Raw genomic sequence first — 16,786 nt, forward strand, 5'->3', positions numbered from 1 at the left:
GCCCCTAACCGGCCTTCAACTCGTACGGGCTTTTCGTAAACAACCGTTTCGCGTCGTCTCTCGACATCGGCCTGCCGAAATAGAAGCCCTGTATCTTGTCGCAGCCGAGATTCCGGATCATCTCGGCTTCTTCGGGTGTCTCTACACCCTCTGCCGTGGTCGTCATCTTGAGGCTTTTCGCCATTGCGACCACAGCGTTAATGATCGCAAGACTTTCATCACTCTTCTGAGCAGCGCCCTGAACAAAGCTGCGATCGACTTTGATAGTCGAGAATCTCAGCGTCCGCAGATAGCCAAGCGACGAATAGCCTGTTCCGAAATCGTCGAGTGCAACAGAACAGCCGAGCGCCATGATCTGCTCAAGCGAATTTCGCGCGGTGGCCGCATCGCGAACAAAAATGCTCTCCGTAACTTCAACTTCAAGACGTTCGGGACGCAGACCACTGGCCGCGAGAGCGTTGATTACGTCCTGATGGAAACCGGGTTCGAGCAATTGCTCCGGTGAAACGTTGACGTTCACCTTTACGTGGTCAGGCCAATTGCGTGCTTCGAGGCAGGCCTGCTCCAAAATCCATTTGCCGATCGGAACAATCAGACGGGTGTCTTCCGCAAGCGGGATGAATTTTCCGGGACTGACAAAGCCGTGTTCCGGGCTGCTCCAGCGAACCAGCGCCTCAAAGCTGACAATATTCTCGCTCCGCGCATCGACGACCGGTTGGTAGTGGAGCACAAACTCCTCACCGTTGATCGCTTTCCGCAAAGAGACTTCTAGCGTGCGGCGTTCCTCAGCCGAAGCATGTAAAGACGGTTCAAAACGGCAATAGGTGCCTCCTCCAGCGTCCTTTGCACGGTACAGGCCAAGGTCGGCATTCCGCATGAGCTCCTCAACGGTGTTGCCATCGCGCGGACCGAATGCCGAACCGACACTGGCGCCTACATAAAGCGTCTGCAGATCAACTTCGTATGGCTCCGATAGAGCCGCGATTATCTCAGCAGAAATCTGTTCGATTTTGTTGCCATCCGATGCATCGCGAATGACCACTGCGAATTCGTCTCCGCCAAGCCGTCCGCACATCTGGCCTTCGCCAAGCTTGGCTTTGAGCCTCGCCGAAACCTGCGCAAGCAACTTGTCGCCAGTCAAATGGCCAAGGGAATCGTTGACCGCTTTGAACCGATCGAGATCAATCATCAGCAATGCGCAGCGCGTACGCCATTTTTCAGCATACCTGATGGCCTCGCCCAATGCTTCGTGCACTTGCAGGCGGTTGGGCAAGGATGTCAGCGTATCGTAGCGGGCCAAATAGGCGATTTTTTCGCTCGACTCCCGCTGTTCTGTCACATCGGATCCGACGCCGCGGAAGCCGATAAATCGCCCTCTCTCATCGCGCAACGGCGTTCCCGAAAGCTCCCACCAACGTTCTCTGCCTCTAATCATCACATTGACGATCAAGTTTGAGAAATTTTCGCGGCCCTTGAGTTCTGACGCCAACGCGCGGAGGCTTGGTGCGTAGTCGCTCGGATCGCAATCCTTCTGCGAGATAAGCTGCATGAGCGACTGTCCCTCAGCCTCGGCCTGAGGTCTGCCGAGTGCAAACGCGAAACGCGGGCTGACTGAGCGGACGCGCCGCTGAGTATCAACTTCCCAAAGCCAATCAGCTTCGTTTTCCTCAAACTCGCGCAGCAAAAGCGAAACGACTTCTTCTTTTTCCGCAAGATCGCTTTCCGTTAGACGTGCCAACAGGAACGTCCGCCCAACCGAAATGGTGCCTGCCAATGCCGTGAGCGTGAAAAGCGTGCTAGCGGCCGCGAGGACCCACAATTCAGCCGTCACGAGGTGGGTCACGGTCGCACTGCCGAGAATGACCGTCGACAAGGCCACACTCGCTGGAGCAGCGGGATAGAATACGATAGCCCCAGTCACCAACATTCCTGTGATGACCAGCAAAGCAGCCAAGTCTGCAATCGAACCGTGTTGTGCAAAGAATAGAACCGGGACAGACCACAGCATCCCTGACACAACCGATGTTATTGTTTGCCGGGTGTGTTCAGCCGCGCGAACAGACCTGCGATCTGTGTCGACCAGGGATCTGTCAAACAACGTGCCGCGTAGGTTAATAAGAACCAATGCAACCAGCCAGCCGGCTAACCATAAGAGAGGAATCTGACCGAAATACAGATACGTAACGAGGGCCGCCATGATCGCATGTGCGTAAACGCGGCGATTAGTCTGGTTCTTTAGCGCCGAGAATTGCAGTCCGCGCAGCCGCGACCATTCTGCATCGCCTCGGTTCCAAAAACCGAGAACGGCAGATACAGACAGGTTCGATGGTGTCACCCGGGAAGAGGAATCCTGATCGCTCACAGGCACGCGGGTTAAATGGAAAAGGTTATTGCCCCGTAAAGTAATGGCGGCAAGCAGCCGCGTTTTTACAACTTTTCCTGATCACTCGACGGTGACTGATTTCGCGAGATTTCTCGGCTGATCAACGTCTGTGCCTTTCACGACAGCAACGTGATAGGCGAGCAGCTGCACAGGGATCGCATAAACGAGGGGCGCAATGAGCGGATGAACCACCGGCATTTCGATCGTAGCGATGCACCCTTCGCCAGCCTGCTCAATACCTTCAGCATCGGAAATCAGCACGACTTGACCGCCGCGTGCGCGAACCTCTTCCATGTTGGAAACTGTCTTCTCAAATAGCGGGCCTGATGGCGCGATCACGACCACAGGAACGTCATCATCGATGAGAGCAATCGGTCCGTGCTTCATCTCACCGCTCGCATAACCTTCTGCGTGGATATAGCTGATTTCTTTGAGTTTTAACGCCCCTTCAAGAGCAAGCGGATAGTCCTGTCCGCGTCCAAGATACAGCACGTCGCGCGCTGGCGCGATCAATGGTGCCATCTCGGCAATATCATCATCGTGATTGAGCGCGGCGTTGAGCGCAGCAGGTGCTTCGAGCAAGTGGCGCACAATCTCCGCCTCTTCATCCCGCGAAACCAGTCCCTTCACGACCGCCATATTGGCAGCGAGCGCCGCGAGAACCGCCAGTTGGCAGGTGAACGCTTTGGTCGAGGCGACACCGATTTCCGGCCCGGCATGGGTCGGCAGCAACAAGTCTGCCTCGCGCGCCATTGAACTGGTCGGTACGTTAACGACCACGCCAATAGTCTGCCCTTCGGCCTTGCAATGGCGCAATGCCGCCAGAGTATCCGCAGTTTCACCGCTCTGGGAGATAAACAGCGCAAGGCCGCCATCTTCCAGCACAGGATCGCGATAGCGAAACTCGGAGGCCACATCTATATCGACGGGTACGCGAGCAAACTGCTCGAACCAGTATTTCGCAACCATTCCGGCGTAGTACGACGTTCCGCACGCCACAATTGTCAAACGCTTCACCGCTGAAAGGTCAAAATCAAACTGCGGCAGTGCAACCGAGTTGTTGTCACGGCGCAGATACGATCCGAGTGTTTGCGCGACCACGGTCGGCTGCTCAAAAATCTCTTTCTGCATGAAGTGGCGGTAATTGCCCTTTTCAACCACCGCGGCAGAAGCTCCCGAAGCCTGTATCTCGCGAGTTACAGGTTCATTCGCAGCATCGAATATCTGGGCACCATCTTTTGAGATGATTACCCAGTCGCCTTCTTCAAGATACGCGATTTTCTGCGTCAGAGGCGCGAGCGCCAATGCGTCAGAGCCAAGATACATCTCGCCGTCGCCATATCCGACAACCAAAGGCGAGCCGAGCCGCGCGCCAACCAAAAGGTCAGGATGGCTTTTGAAAGCAATGGCCAGTGAGAAAGCACCGCGCAGTTTTGGCAGGACATTGCCGACCGCTTCTTGCGGCTCCATGCCCTTTTCGATCCCGGAAGAGATCAAATGCGCGACCACTTCGGTGTCAGTTTCACTCTCGTAAACCCTGTTTTCGCCCGCCAGGTCTTCGCGCAGTGCTTTGTAATTCTCGATTATGCCATTGTGCACAATGGCGACTTCGCCGGTGGCGTGCGGGTGGGCATTGGCAGCGGTGGGCGCGCCGTGTGTGGCCCAGCGTGTATGTGCGATCCCTACGGTGCCGGGGGCGTCATCTTGGCGCAAGACGTTGACCAAGTTGGCCAGTTTGCCTTCAGCGCGGCGGCGGATCAGTTGCCCATCATGCAAAGTGCAAATACCGGAGCTGTCATAGCCGCGATATTCCATCCGTTTCAGGCCGTCGACAAGACGGTCCGATACCGCTTCACTGCCTACAATTCCGATAATGCCGCACATGCTCGAACGAATCCCCTATTGGTGCCTGACCGGTATGATTGCCGCCCCTTTAAGCATGTCTGGTGAACAGAGGCTTGAAGCAAGTGCAAATTTTTGGATCAACGCGTTTTTGGTCCTGAACTGATAGGCGCGGCGGCTTTCAGCCCGTCACGCCATAGGTAAAGACCCGCTGCAATTATTAAACCTGCACCGCCCAAGGTCAGCAGATCGGGGCGATCACCAAACCACCACCAACCCAGCACAATCGCGATCAGAATCTGCACATAAATAGCAGGCGCAACCTGCGCAGCGCCCGCTTTCGATGTGCCGATATAGGCGAGCCAGTGCGCCGTGCTCGCCGTAAATGCGACGATTGCGCAGCGCCCGACGACGTCCCAGCTTGGCCAGCCGAAATCCAGTTCTGACACGCCTGTCGCTTTGATCCCGAGGCATAGAATGATCAGGAGCGGCGCACATACAGCGGCAATGAATACCTGCATCGATAGCGCACTCCCCTGCCCCGCGCTCGCGCGGTTTGCGATCATCATCAAAGCAAAGAAACATGCCGAGATCAGCGGCAGGAACGCAGCCCAGCCAAGCTCCGCCAAATTCGGGCGGAGAATGATTCCCACTCCGGTCAGCGCGACCAGTGACACGGCCCAAACAGCGGGCCGCACTTTCTCACCCAGCAGTGGCCCGGCGAGAAGCTGCGTCAGCACAGGCGCAAGAAACCCGATGGCCATCGCCTCTGCCAGTGGCATCAAATAGATCGCGGAGAAAAAGCATGTGGATGCCGCAGCAAGACAAAAGCCGCGCGCCACTTGCAGCCACGGATTGGTGGGCTTGAACGCCTTCACGCCTTCATTCTTCAGCAGCAAGGCCGACAGCGCAATCGCGCCAATTGCAAAGCGCAGCGCCGCAACAGCATAAGGCGGCCAATCGCCCGCCATGCTTTTCACCACGGCATCGCCAACAGACAGCGTCGCAAAGCCAGCAACGGCATAGGCCAAACCTGTGCGTTCTTCTCCCGTCACTGCGAAATCCTGTTCTGCAATCCCATGCCGCCCCGTGGACCGCGCGTGCACCAAACGCAAGCCCAGCCCTCAATTCCAAAAGTTCATGGTTTACGTTTGATTAAACCCCTCACGGTATCGAGGCTGAATAGATACGCAATTTGGGCGCATTTTCCGCGCAAATCGGGGGCAAACCGACCGCAATGACGAAGCTGATCATCCAGATCCCGTGCCTTAACGAAGCAGAAGTGCTGCCCGAAACGCTTGCCAAGCTGCCGCGCAGCCTGCCCGGTGTCGATGTGATCGAATACCTGATCATCGACGATGGCTCTTCGGATGACACGTCTGGCGTTGCCCGGCGTTGGGGCGTGCATCATGTTGTGCGCCACCGCCGCAATCGCGGCCTTGCAGAGGCATTCCGCAACGGCATCGACAAATGCCTTGCCGAGGGCGCAGACATCATCGTCAACACCGATGCCGACGGACAATATGCCGGGGAAGACATCGCAAAGATCGTTGCCCCGGTCGTCGCATTGGAAGCCGACATTGTAATCGGGGACCGCTCTGTTGCCGACAATGCGCATTTCTCCTTCTTCAAACGCCTGTTGCAGCGTCTGGGCAGCACCGTTGTTCGAACCCTTTCCAACACCGACATCACCGATGCGGTTAGCGGATTTCGCGCGATCAGCCGCGATGCCGCCCAGCGCATCAATATCACCACCGAGTTCAGCTACACCACCGATATGCTGATCCAGGCGGGCCGCAAACGGCTCGCGATCAAATCCGTGCCGATCCGCACCAACAGCGCCACGCGCCCATCCCGGCTGTTCAAATCGATCCCGCGCTTCATCATGTCGCAGGGCATGACGATTACCCGCGCTTACACGACGTTTAACGCGCTTCGGGTCTTCACACTGTTGGGCGCGGCTTTGACCTTGGTCGGTCTGTTGCCGATGGCGCGCTTCGTGTGGTTCTTTGCGAATGGTCAGGGCGATGGCCACATCCAATCGCTTGTCATTGGCGGTGCACTGCTGACGGTTGGCGTGCTGGTTGCAACGCTCGGCATCCTCGCCGACCTAATCGCGACGAACCGCAAATTGATGGAAGCCAGCATCCTGAAACTGCGCCGCATGGACGAGAAACTGGATCGGCTTGAGAAGGCACAGAAAGGCACAGAAGCGCCTTTTGGCGATGTTGACACTGCGCCAGCCCGTCGCAAAGCCTCCTGACAATGACCACCGCCGCAAACACGGCCGAAACATCGCAGCGTCCGGGCTTTTCGCTTCCGGCGGCGAGTTCGGCTGCGTGGCTTTATGCCTTGATCGGGGTGATGGCCGCGATGCATGTGTCGATGGTCTTTGGCCGTTCGGTCAATTGGGACGAGTTTTGGTTTTATAGCCAGGTCGAAGTGGTGGCGCGGGGCGAGTTCATCCAACCGCTTCAGACCATACACACCCGTTTCTTCGCGTGGTGGCTGCCAAACATGCCCGGCAATGAGATTGACCATATCATCATCGCGCGGATGTTCATGTTTGCATGCCTAGCGATTACGGCCACAGGCATCTTCCTGACTGCGCAGAAATTTTCTGATCGCCGCGTCGCTCTTATTGCGACTGCCGCCTATCTGGGCGCTGGCTTTGTGCTGCAACATGGCACGGCTTTTCGCGTTGATCCGATAGTTGCTGCGCTCCTGACCAGCGGTTTCGCGGTTGCGGCCCTGACACGGCTTCGGCTGATGTCGATCATCGCGCTTGGCGCTCTGATTGGTCTCGCTGGTATGGTCACGATCAAGTTTGTCCTGTGGGCTCCGGCCTTTGCCGGAATCGCGCTGTATTGCTGGGAAGAGGAAGGGTTTGACTGGCGCTATCCCTTGCGCTGGATCGCCGCGGGCTTAGTCGCGCTGGGCGTTTTCGCCCTGCTCTACACTCTGCATGCCAGCGGATTTGAAGAGCAAGCACGTGAGGCCGCCGCAGGCACTCTTGGTAGGTCATCAAGCGGGATGCTAGGCATCGCATCGAGCCCCCATCTTGGCGCGGCAGCAAAAGCGCTTTTCACCGCGCTGCCGCTCGCCATTGCTATCGTCATTGCGCCATGGGTGATCGCGAAAGACACGATGACATGGCAACGCAAATTGGCTTTGGCCGCGATGTGGCTACCAGTGCTGACGCCGCTCTTTTACCGAAATTCGCTGCCCTATTTCTATCCGTTCATTCTGCCGCCTGTCGTAGTTGTAACGGTCTGGGCGTTTCGAATGATCGTGCAGCGTTACAGCGGAGCGCTCATCGCCGCAGTCATTGCAGGCAGTGCGTTAATGATCTGGGCCGTGGATGCCCGCGGAGTGACCGACCGCCAGCAAGTGCTCGTAAACGCCGTGCACCAGACCTTTGACAAGCCAGTGAACTATTTCGACTGCTGCGGAATGATCGCGACATTTCCAAAGCAGAACACTTTCCGAACCGGCTTTGGCGTAGAGCGTTATCTGGCGGCTGGCGAACCCACGCTCTTGCAGACGATGCGGGAAACGCCCGTGCCCTTCCTACTCGATAACAACCGCGAATTTTCCAAGGCTATCCTGGGCACTGACAACAGCACATTCCATCCTGACGATGCCGACGCGCTCGCAAACACATATGTCCGCTTTTGGGGAGATATCTTTCTGGCCGGCAAAGAAGTGGCCGCTGGCACGTCCGAAACATGGGACGTTCTCGTTCCCGGCCCATACACGGTTTCCGGCACACTGATCATCGATGGCCGCGAATGGTCTGATGGTTCAATCGTCACACTTGATCGCGGCAGTCACGTTCTCGAAAACGCTAAAGGCGATGATGCAGGCCTGATCTGGGGTGAAGGCCTAGTTCGCCCAACTGCGACGGCGCCAGACGCGTATTGGACAGCGTTCTAAGTCCGCCATGAGCACCGAGCCTGTTCTTCCCATTTCCTCCTCTGATGCCAAAGGCTCAGGTGGCAGCGCCGTGGATCGCCTTACGGCTGCGATGAAACGCTTGCAGGCATTCGCCAGCAAATACCGCACGGTGATTATAGCGGTTGCAGTGGTGATTTTCGTCGGCGGACTCGCTTATTCGGCATCGAGCCTCGATCTGAAATTCAGCGATTTGTCGTTGCCCTACATCCTGCTTTCCGCAGGTCTGATCATTCCCATCGCGTTTCTGTATGGCGCGCTCAACTTTATGGTGATGGCGCGCGGTGCCGGTCAGAACATTGCTTTCTGGCCCGCTTTCAAAGTGTCATGCGTCGCGCAGTTTGCCGAATTTCTGCCCATTCCCGGCGGCGCCATTGTGCGTGGAGGCGCTCTTGTGCGCGACGGCTCAGGCGCAGCGAATGCCGCCGCTCATGTGATGGTCAATGCCGTGCTTTGGGTCGCATGCGCTGCGCTCACGGCCGGTTTAGCGCTGGGTCTGAACAATCTAATCGCAATTCTCATCGCGTGCAGCGGGATCGCTGGAATAGTCATCTGCACCGGATGGCTCTGGTCGAAGGCCGGGCCGACCCTTGCAATGGCAGCCCTCGCCATGCGTATCGTCGGCCTTGGCATTGCGGGTCTGCGCATCCTCGCCGGATTTCTCGTGATCGGCGTCTCAATCGCGTTTTTCGATCTTTACCCGTTCGTTTTTGCAGCGATCCTTGGGTCGGCTGCTTCCATCGCTCCCGGTGGTCTTGGCATAAGTGAAGCGATAGCCGCTGCCATAGCTACGCTTTCAACGATACCGCCAGAGGCCGCGTTTCTGGCGGTCGCAATCAACCGCCTGATCGGGTTCGCCGTTAGCGGTGTCGCAACAGCGATCATCACCGTATTGCCGAAGAGGGCAAAGGCATCCGCCTAAGCCGCACACACATTCGACCGAACTGAATTTCACAAGTTCAAATTCTGTTTCCTTTTTGGCAACGTTTTATGGTTAACAGACACTATACACGCGCCCCCGTCGGGCCGAAATTGAACAGGATTGATTGATCGATGAAATACGCCAACGAAATTCGCGCCGCAGTCGAAATGGTGCAGTCGCGCGGAATTCAGCCCACTCTGGAGCGAACAGTCAACTTCACCCGCGCCCGTTGGGAAGATCGATCACGCCGTAAAGACTTTGCTCGCATGGGCTTAAAAGGCCCGCAGGTCCGCACAATCCTCGGTTCAAAAATGGAGCTGATGCCGGAGAAAGAAGGTCTCGACCGCGATCTCCTGCTCGATAGCATCCGCGAACCGGTCGCGACTGGCCACATCATGTCGATCCTGCGCGAAGACGATGTCGTTCTCGAAGTGGGTGCGAACATCGGATATTATGCCCTGATGGAGGCAAGCCGCTGCAAAAAAATCTACGCGATCGAGCCGCACCCGGAGAATGTTGAACGCCTGAAGCGCAATATCGAGCTCAACGGCTACGACAATATCGAAGTCCAGCATGCCGGTTTTGGCGAGGAAGACGGCAAGCTGAAACTCTACACATCCGAGCTTTCGAACTGGCACACAGCCAAGGAAAACCCTGGTTCGCCAACCGACTTTATCGAAGTTGACTGCCACCGGATCGATACTTTTGCTGAGGCAAACGAGACACCGACTTTCATCAAGATGGACGTCGAGGGCTTCGAACTCGAAGTGCTTCGCGGAGCGAAGGAAACGCTCAAGAAAATCCGCCATCTCTTTATCGAGCTTCACGGCAGCCTTTTGAACGAAGACGAAATCCGCGAAGTTCTGAACAATATTGAGGAAAGCGGGCTGAAACCGTCACTGGTCATCCAATACGACCGTCCGGGCATGTCCCTGATCCGCGAAGGATCGTTCCTTGAACAGATCAAAGAAGGCGATCGTGGCACGTTCGAGCTGTTCTTCGAACGCCCGTGATCGGTTCAGTCTTCGGCTCTACAGAGCCGGCTGATCAAAGCATCGACACCGGCCGCAGGGCTTAGCTCTCGCAGCGATTGCTGCGGTAGGGGCGCAAGCGCGCTTTTGCCGCTCAGTGCTGCCGCAACCGCATCTGCCAAGGCTTTCGGATCATCGGCAGGCACCGTGCGCAACGTTGCGGGGAATTCCTGTGCAAGCGTCTCGACCGCCGGGCTTGCCCGGGTGATCACCGGCTTACCTACCGCCAATTGCTGAAACAGCTTGTTCGGGATGACCCGCGCGGCCTTATCCGACGAGCTGAACACACCAAGACAGATGTCCGCACGCGCGATCACCGAAGGCAGTCGCTCATAATCTACCCATTCGATCCATTCGAGTGCCGCTCCATCCTCGCTGGTCATGGTCTCGCGCATTAAAGGCTCCAACTGACCGCGCCCGATAATTACCCAGCGCGTGCCCTTTCCCTGTGACTGTTTCGCCGCCTCAATGATGGTCGGCACGCCGTGGAGCGGGATCAGCTGACCATAAAACAGCACGATTGGGCGTTCGTCGATCGGTCCCAACAAATCTTCAACCCGGTCTTGTTTTGCGTCAGGCACAAAGTGGCTTTCCGCCCCGACAAGAACAGTATGGAACCGACCCCGCTTCAACCCGAATTCGCTGGAAAAATAGTCCCCATGGCTATCGGTATCGACCAAGATCACATCCGCGAGCCGAAGACCGGTGCGTTCGAACATCCAGATCGCTTTTGCAATCAAACCAGTCGGCTTCACCAAAGCTCTGTCGACAACAATTGTATCGTAAATCGGCAAGAATGCATCGAGCACCACCTGGCGTCCCAGCAATCGGGCGAGCGGTGCGATCAGGAATATCTCCATGATCCCTGGATAGGGCAACAAAACGGCAGCCCGCTTTTCGCTGCGGAGCAATCGCCACAGCGCGCGGGGATAACCCAGCATCAATTTCGCGAGCACTTTCAGAAACGCGCCGCGCGAGGGGATATTGGTCTGCGCCACATCTTCCCAGCCCGCTACGTGAATCTCCTCGGCAAGCGCGCCTTGACGGCGGATTGCCTCCACCAAGAGCCGCACACGCGGCTTGCGGGTGTCATATCCCCCAAATGCGATGATTTTTGCTGTCATGCGGCGGTGAAATTCCAAAAAAGAAGGCGCAGATCGAACTCTAATGCCTAACGTGACGGGCAAGCAAATTCAGTCAGCCATCGGACCGTGGGCAACCCAATAAGACGGGGCCAAGCCCGCAATTTCGGATCACATAAAAGCCACTGACGTTTGCCTCCCGAATTTAGGGAAAAAATAAGGTTTCCGGTTTATTCACCAAACATCGAGAGGCACTGTTCGTTCTAATCGAGCAGTGCACACACTAAGAATTTTGTCCTTGGGGGCTTGGAATGAGCGCATTCGGTAAAAAAGGCGGCGCAGGCGGCATGAAGGGCGGCGGACGCCCTGCATTTGGCGTAGCGCGCCCGATGAAGGGTGGCGGCAGTTCCAGCGAAGAGCCCAAGGGCGGCGAACAATTCCCGCCCCTACCCGGCGAAGATGGCGCGCCCAGCGCGGAGCCTGCTCCCGCAGCGGAAAAGCCATCTGGTAACGGCAAACCGAAAACCACCGCCGAGGCGATGGATCGTCTGACCGAGCGGATGAACGCGACCCACGTTCAGGAAGAACAGGGCGGCTTCGAAGCCAGCGTTCACAAAATTAAAGAACAGGTGCTCCCGCGCCTGCTCGAACGTGTTGACCCAGAAGCCGCAGCGACGCTTTCCAAAGAAGAGCTGTCGGAAGAATTCCGTCCGATCATCATGGAAGTGCTGGCCGAACTGAAGGTCACACTGAACCGCCGCGAGCAATTCGCGCTTGAAAAAGTTCTTATCGATGAACTTCTGGGTTTCGGTCCGCTCGAAGAGCTGCTGAACGATCCGGACGTTTCCGATATCATGGTCAACGGCCCGGATCAGACTTACATCGAGAAAAAGGGTAAACTGACCATCGCGCCGATCAAATTCCGCGATGAACAGCACCTTTTCCAGATTGCCCAGCGCATCGTGAACCAAGTCGGCCGCCGTGTTGACCAGACCACACCGCTGGCCGATGCCCGTTTGAAAGACGGCTCGCGTGTGAACGTCATCGTTCCGCCGCTGTCGCTGCGCGGCACCGCGATCTCGATTCGTAAATTCTCCGAGAAACCGATCACGCTCGATATGCTCAAAGACTTCGGTTCGATGAGTGAAAAGATGTGTACGGCCCTGAAAATCGCTGGCGCATCACGGATGAATATCGTGATTTCCGGCGGTACGGGTTCGGGTAAAACGACTATGCTCAACGCCCTGTCGAAAATGATCGACCCGGGTGAGCGCGTTCTCACGATTGAGGATGCCGCCGAACTTCGTTTGCAACAGCCACACTGGCTGCCGCTTGAAACACGTCCGCCTAACCTTGAAGGGCAAGGCGCGATTACGATTGGCGACCTGGTTAAAAACGCCCTGCGTATGCGTCCTGACCGGATTATTCTGGGTGAGATTCGTGGCGCGGAATGTTTCGACCTTCTCGCCGCCATGAACACGGGCCACGATGGTTCGATGTGTACGCTTCACGCCAACAGCCCGCGCGAATGCCTTGGCCGTATGGAAAACATGATTTTGATGGGCGACATCAAGATCCCGAAACAGGCGATTTCGACTCAGATCGCTGAATCTGTCGACATCATCGTTCAGGTAAAACGTCTGCGCGATGGTTCGCGTCGTACCACCGACATTACCGAGGTGATCGGGATGGAAGGTGACGTGATCGTGACGCAGAACCTATTCAAGTTCGAATATCTGGACGAGAGCGAAGACGGCAAGATTATCGGTGAATTCCGTGCCTCTGGCCTGCGCCCTTACACGTTAGAAAAAGCGCGCCAGTACGGCTTCGATCAGGCGTATTTGGAGGCGTGTTTGTAACACGCAAAATGGGGCCATCCGGCCCCATTTTTGCGGCCTAACCGGCCGACGCGCGGTCGCGCTTGCGACGCTGCGCGCCGTTCTCGTTCTCTACAACAAACTTCCCAGCACAACCGGCAGGCTCATAGCCAGGCACCCGCCTCCGATAATCGCGCCCAGCACGAACAGGGTCGTCCACGGCATAAAGCCGACGCGCTCGAGCCGTGCGAGATTGCGCGCTTTGTTCCGGCGACGCTCCATCAGCGCGCAGAACGCTGCGAATACCCAAAAGGCCCCGCCGGTTATGGCAAGCTGCGCCGCATCGCTCAGCAATTCAAACTGGACCCACAGGTTCGTCATAACTGCGCATGTAGCCACGCATTGCGCTTGCGCAATACTAACGTGCTTGCGCAATCCCCACCGCGGCTTAAAGCCCGCCATTCATGGATGGATCCGTCGCCCGCCCCCGCCCTATGCTCGCTATCGGTTTGCGGCTCCTCACCGCTGTGGTCTTTGCGACAATGGGCATGCTGGTAAAACTGGGCGGTGAACGCGGCGTCCACCTCGTCGAGATGCTTTTCTGGCGGCAAATCATAACCTTCGCGCTGATCACAGCAGGCTTGGTGCTGTTCGGAAAGCTCGCGACTGTGCGTACAAAGCGGATAAAGAGCCACGCGAGCCGCGCCGCTCTTGGCGGGTTTTGCATGTTCTTTGTCTATGGTGCGGTTCTTCTTCTGCCTTTGGCTGAGGCGACCACGCTTTCTTACACCGCACCATTCTTTGCAGTCGTTATCGCCGTGACGATGTTCGGCGAGAAAGTTGGCCTCTACCGCTCAGCGGCGGTTCTTGTCGGGTTTTGCGGGGTGGTGATCATCATGCAGCCGGGAAATATGGGCGAAGACATAACCCTGTTCGGCGTCTGCGTGGCTTTGGCCGCTGCCGCTATGGTCGCAATGATCAGTTTCCAGATTCAGGACCTCAACAAGACCGAAAGCCCTTGGAGCATCATCTTCTGGTTTACCGCGCTGTCTTCTCCCGTCTTTCTGATCGCGATGCCATTCTTTGCCAGCGCCCATGATACGGAAACATGGGGCATCATCGTGGCCATGGCGCTATCCGGAGCGCTCGCGCAGGTTCTGCTGACCAGCTCGCTTCGATTTGGTTCCGCAGGCGTCATCCTGTTGATCGATTACACGTCCTTACTTTGGGCCACATGGTACGGATATTCGATTTTTGATCGTGCTCCGTCGACGACTTTGTGGCTAGGAGCGCCGCTTATCATCGGTGCAGGGCTGCTTATCGCGTGGCGGGAACGGCAATTGGCCCGCGCCAAAGCACAGCCCATCGCAGAATAGGAACATGGGCGCCCTGCGGGCATACAAGGGTCATAGGCAATTTTGGAAAGACAGATATGACCCGCAAGACACTCCTCGCCGTCACGCTCGCCGCTCTCACAATGACGGCCACCGCCTGCAACACCGTCAAAGGTCTGGGCGAAGACATCAAATCGGTCGGTGAGGCTGGCGAAAAAGCCATCGACTAAGCTGACCGTCAGATCCGGCGATAGACCAGTATCAGATTGTTCGCCGGCATTTCATGCCGCGCACTCCGCTCGAATCCATGGCTTCGGGCCAATGTGTCCAATTTTTCAGCATCGCGAATACCCCAGTTCGGATTCCGTTCGCGAAGACCTGCGTCGAATTGCAGGTTTGACGGCGCAGCCTCGATACCCTGCTCAAAATATGGGCCGTAAAGGATGATCGGCAAATCTTTGCCGCTCAAAATTCGGGCAGCACCGGCAAACAACCCCTCAGTCGCCTCCCACGGGCTGATATGGACCATGTTGCTGCACAAAATTGCGTCAGCCTGTTTGACCTCCCAGCTATCAGGAACGGCCGCGTCAATCACAGCTGGAGCTCGCAGATTGGTTGTGCCCATCTCCTCTCTCCACGCGATAATGGAAGCGAGGGCATCCTGCTCAAAATCGCTCGGCTGCCAATCAAGCTGCGGAAAACGCTGTGCAAAATAAACCGCATGCTCACCAGAGCCGCTGGCCACTTCGAGCACCACGCCCGAATCCGGCAATTCCTCGGCTAGAACCGCAGCGATATGCTCGCGGTTCCGCTCAGTCGCCGGAGCGTGCTTTTTCGCCATTGATACGACCTAGCTGACCTGCCTGTCTTGCCCTTCCCAATATGGTGCACGCAATTGCCGGCGCAGGATTTTGCCTGATGGATTGCGAGGCATTTCCGGGATCACATCAATGCTCTTTGGCGTTTTGAACGGTGCGACGCGTTCGCGAGTGTAGGCGATGACATCATTCACATCGAGATCATGGCCCGGCTTGCACACAACGCAGGCCTTCACTTCTTCGCCCCATTTTTCGCTGGGGATGCCAATAACAGCCACTTCGGCAATTGCCGGGTGCCCATAAATCGCGCTTTCGACTTCCGCGGGATAAACATTCTCACCGCCAGTGATGATCATGTCCTTGATCCGATCCTGAATGTAGACATAGCCATCGGCATCCATGATCGCAGCATCGCCGGTATGGACCCAGCCCTCGGCGTCTATCGTGCTCGCAGTGGCCTCTGGCAGGTTGTGATACCCTGCCATGTTGGAAGGCGAACGGACGCAGATTTCGCCAATCTCACCCACGGGCACCGGCTTGTTATCCGGCCCGCGCACTTCCAGCTCGACACCGGGTACAGCTTTGCCGGCGGACCGCATCCGCTCATTGCCTTCAATCGTGTGATCATCAGGCGGCAGATGGGTCACTGTGCCAGTCGTCTCGGTCATGCCGTATACCTGCATCACGCCGGTATCAGGCATGGTGCGCACGACCTCTTTGAGCAGCTCAAGCGGCATCGGTGCCGCGCCGTAGAGCATATAGCGCAGATTGGAGAAATCGGTTTCCGCTGCGCGCGGATGCTGCACCACCATCTGCAGGGCAGCGGGCACGATAAACATGTGCGTCGCGCCCTCTTCAATCGCCTGAAGCACGCCGACAGGATTAAACTCGGCTTCCACGCGGCAGCGAATACCGTTGGCAATTGCAATGTTGATCAGACCCGTCCCGCCAATATGCGCGCAAGGCATTGCCGCCAGCATGCAATCATCATTGTTGTAATAATTCCACGGCAGGTCCGCCGCATTGCCCGGGTTGCGCAGCGCAAACAGGTTCCCGTTCGAAAGCATCACGCCTTTGGGATTGCCGGTAGTGCCCGATGTGTAGAGTTGCAGCACGGGATCGTCGTCATCTGATTTTGCGAAACCTTCTGCCGGTTCCTGCGCTGCGATTGCGGCTCTTGCTTCCAATTCGCCAAGAACGATCGGCTTTGTTTCCAAACCATGCGCGACCGTCTTTGCCGTTTCGAGGAACTCTTCCCCGGCAACAACAAGCTTCGAACCTGTATCAGTCAGGATGTACGCGATCTCTGGCGGGGCCAGCCGCCAGCCGACCGGGACCACAACCGCGCCAATGCGAGCGCAGGCCATATAGAGCTGACAATACAGATCGCTGTTCTTACCGAGCCAGGCGACTCTGTCGCCTTTGCCGATACCGTGAGCCGCGAATACAGCGATAATCCGGCGGGTGTTCTCCTCCAGCTCTCGGTAGCTCGTCTTACGGCCTTCCTGATCGAGCGCAGTGGCGTCCGGTCGCTCTTTCACCCAATATCGCAAGACATCATCGAAATGCGTGAAATCGTGATGGAACGGGTTGCTCATGCTGT

The 16,786-nt window shown here is 56.9% G+C and carries 14 protein-coding genes; 7 read left to right on the forward strand and 7 right to left on the reverse strand.

What is annotated here, in order from left to right; genetic code table 11:
• Positions 1-4 precede the first annotated feature (4 nt).
• The 3 genes from MWU39_RS09400 to MWU39_RS09410 all read right to left on the reverse strand — a co-directional run bounded on the left by MWU39_RS09400 (position 5) and on the right by MWU39_RS09410 (position 5,280).
• Positions 5-2,362 carry an EAL domain-containing protein gene (locus tag MWU39_RS09400; protein ID WP_247159731.1) on the reverse strand — a complete coding sequence of 786 codons (2,358 nt, stop codon included), beginning with the start codon at positions 2,360-2,362 and terminating at the stop codon, positions 5-7.
• A gap of 81 nt (positions 2,363-2,443) precedes the next feature.
• Positions 2,444-4,267, reverse strand: a complete 1,824-nt coding sequence (gene glmS, locus MWU39_RS09405) for a glutamine--fructose-6-phosphate transaminase (isomerizing) (protein ID WP_247159732.1) — start codon at positions 4,265-4,267, stop codon at positions 2,444-2,446.
• A 98-nt stretch (positions 4,268-4,365) separates the two neighbouring features.
• The gene (locus MWU39_RS09410; RefSeq protein WP_247159733.1) at positions 4,366-5,280 is read right to left on the reverse strand and encodes a DMT family transporter; all 915 of its coding nucleotides are present in this window, start codon (positions 5,278-5,280) and stop codon (positions 4,366-4,368) included.
• Between the two features lie 182 nt (positions 5,281-5,462).
• Between MWU39_RS09410 and MWU39_RS09415 the strand changes: the two genes are divergently transcribed.
• The 4 genes from MWU39_RS09415 (at position 5,463) to MWU39_RS09430 (ending at position 10,114) form a co-directional block, all read left to right on the forward strand.
• On the forward strand, positions 5,463-6,488 hold the full coding sequence (locus tag MWU39_RS09415; RefSeq protein WP_247159734.1) for a glycosyltransferase family 2 protein: 1,026 nt from the start codon (positions 5,463-5,465) through the stop codon (positions 6,486-6,488).
• A gap of 2 nt (positions 6,489-6,490) precedes the next feature.
• Positions 6,491-8,161, forward strand: a complete 1,671-nt coding sequence (locus MWU39_RS09420) for a hypothetical protein (RefSeq protein WP_247159735.1) — start codon at positions 6,491-6,493, stop codon at positions 8,159-8,161.
• 7 nt (positions 8,162-8,168) lie between these two features.
• Complete coding sequence (locus MWU39_RS09425) at positions 8,169-9,101, forward strand: hypothetical protein (RefSeq protein ID WP_247159736.1); 933 nt, start codon at positions 8,169-8,171, stop codon at positions 9,099-9,101.
• Between the two features lie 131 nt (positions 9,102-9,232).
• Positions 9,233-10,114 (forward strand): FkbM family methyltransferase, encoded by an 882-nt coding sequence (locus tag MWU39_RS09430; RefSeq protein WP_247159737.1) that lies wholly within the window; start codon positions 9,233-9,235, stop codon positions 10,112-10,114.
• A 5-nt stretch (positions 10,115-10,119) separates the two neighbouring features.
• Here MWU39_RS09430 and MWU39_RS09435 read toward each other — a convergent pair whose 3' ends face one another.
• A complete protein-coding gene (locus MWU39_RS09435) occupies positions 10,120-11,256 on the reverse strand; it encodes a glycosyltransferase (RefSeq protein ID WP_247159738.1) in 1,137 nt (378 codons plus the stop codon).
• 269 nt (positions 11,257-11,525) lie between these two features.
• On the opposite strand from MWU39_RS09435, the gene MWU39_RS09440 reads away from it, so the two are divergent.
• A complete protein-coding gene (locus tag MWU39_RS09440; protein ID WP_247159739.1) occupies positions 11,526-13,073 on the forward strand; it encodes a CpaF family protein in 1,548 nt (515 codons plus the stop codon).
• A gap of 90 nt (positions 13,074-13,163) precedes the next feature.
• On the opposite strand, the gene MWU39_RS09445 is transcribed toward MWU39_RS09440, so the two are convergent.
• Positions 13,164-13,412, reverse strand: a complete 249-nt coding sequence (locus MWU39_RS09445; protein ID WP_247159740.1) for a hypothetical protein — start codon at positions 13,410-13,412, stop codon at positions 13,164-13,166.
• Positions 13,413-13,495: 83 nt separating this feature from the next.
• Between MWU39_RS09445 and MWU39_RS09450 the strand changes: the two genes are divergently transcribed.
• Complete coding sequence (locus MWU39_RS09450) at positions 13,496-14,407, forward strand: DMT family transporter (protein ID WP_247159741.1); 912 nt, start codon at positions 13,496-13,498, stop codon at positions 14,405-14,407.
• A gap of 56 nt (positions 14,408-14,463) precedes the next feature.
• Positions 14,464-14,595 (forward strand): entericidin A/B family lipoprotein, encoded by a 132-nt coding sequence (locus tag MWU39_RS09455; RefSeq protein WP_247159742.1) that lies wholly within the window; start codon positions 14,464-14,466, stop codon positions 14,593-14,595.
• Between the two features lie 8 nt (positions 14,596-14,603).
• Here the strand turns inward: MWU39_RS09455 and MWU39_RS09460 are convergent, their stop codons facing one another.
• Together MWU39_RS09460 and MWU39_RS09465 are read right to left on the reverse strand one after the other, a co-directional pair.
• Positions 14,604-15,206: a DUF938 domain-containing protein gene (locus tag MWU39_RS09460; RefSeq protein WP_247159743.1), complete on the reverse strand. Its 603-nt coding sequence runs from the start codon at positions 15,204-15,206 to the stop codon at positions 14,604-14,606.
• Positions 15,207-15,215: 9 nt separating this feature from the next.
• Positions 15,216-16,781 (reverse strand): fatty acid--CoA ligase, encoded by a 1,566-nt coding sequence (locus MWU39_RS09465; RefSeq protein ID WP_247159744.1) that lies wholly within the window; start codon positions 16,779-16,781, stop codon positions 15,216-15,218.
• Between the last annotated feature and the right edge of the window lie 5 nt (positions 16,782-16,786).

Source organism: Erythrobacter sp. F6033, assembly GCF_023016005.1.
Classification (GTDB): Bacteria; Pseudomonadota; Alphaproteobacteria; order Sphingomonadales; family Sphingomonadaceae; genus Erythrobacter.

Bases quoted from the DNA above. Each gene is read 5' to 3' on its own strand.
- MWU39_RS09465 (WP_247159744.1), bottom strand. From the start codon at position 16,781: ATGAGCAACCCGTTCCATCACGATTTCACGCATTTCGATGATGTCTTG.
- MWU39_RS09430 (WP_247159737.1), top strand. From the start codon at position 9,233: ATGAAATACGCCAACGAAATTCGCGCCGCAGTCGAAATGGTGCAGTCG.
- MWU39_RS09450 (WP_247159741.1), top strand. From the start codon at position 13,496: ATGGATGGATCCGTCGCCCGCCCCCGCCCTATGCTCGCTATCGGTTTG.
- MWU39_RS09425 (WP_247159736.1), top strand. From the start codon at position 8,169: ATGAGCACCGAGCCTGTTCTTCCCATTTCCTCCTCTGATGCCAAAGGC.
- MWU39_RS09415 (WP_247159734.1), top strand. From the start codon at position 5,463: ATGACGAAGCTGATCATCCAGATCCCGTGCCTTAACGAAGCAGAAGTG.
- MWU39_RS09435 (WP_247159738.1), bottom strand. From the start codon at position 11,256: ATGACAGCAAAAATCATCGCATTTGGGGGATATGACACCCGCAAGCCG.
- MWU39_RS09460 (WP_247159743.1), bottom strand. From the start codon at position 15,206: ATGGCGAAAAAGCACGCTCCGGCGACTGAGCGGAACCGCGAGCATATC.
- MWU39_RS09455 (WP_247159742.1), top strand. From the start codon at position 14,464: ATGACCCGCAAGACACTCCTCGCCGTCACGCTCGCCGCTCTCACAATG.
- MWU39_RS09440 (WP_247159739.1), top strand. From the start codon at position 11,526: ATGAGCGCATTCGGTAAAAAAGGCGGCGCAGGCGGCATGAAGGGCGGC.
- MWU39_RS09445 (WP_247159740.1), bottom strand. From the start codon at position 13,412: ATGACGAACCTGTGGGTCCAGTTTGAATTGCTGAGCGATGCGGCGCAG.
- glmS (WP_247159732.1), bottom strand. From the start codon at position 4,267: ATGTGCGGCATTATCGGAATTGTAGGCAGTGAAGCGGTATCGGACCGT.
- MWU39_RS09420 (WP_247159735.1), top strand. From the start codon at position 6,491: ATGACCACCGCCGCAAACACGGCCGAAACATCGCAGCGTCCGGGCTTT.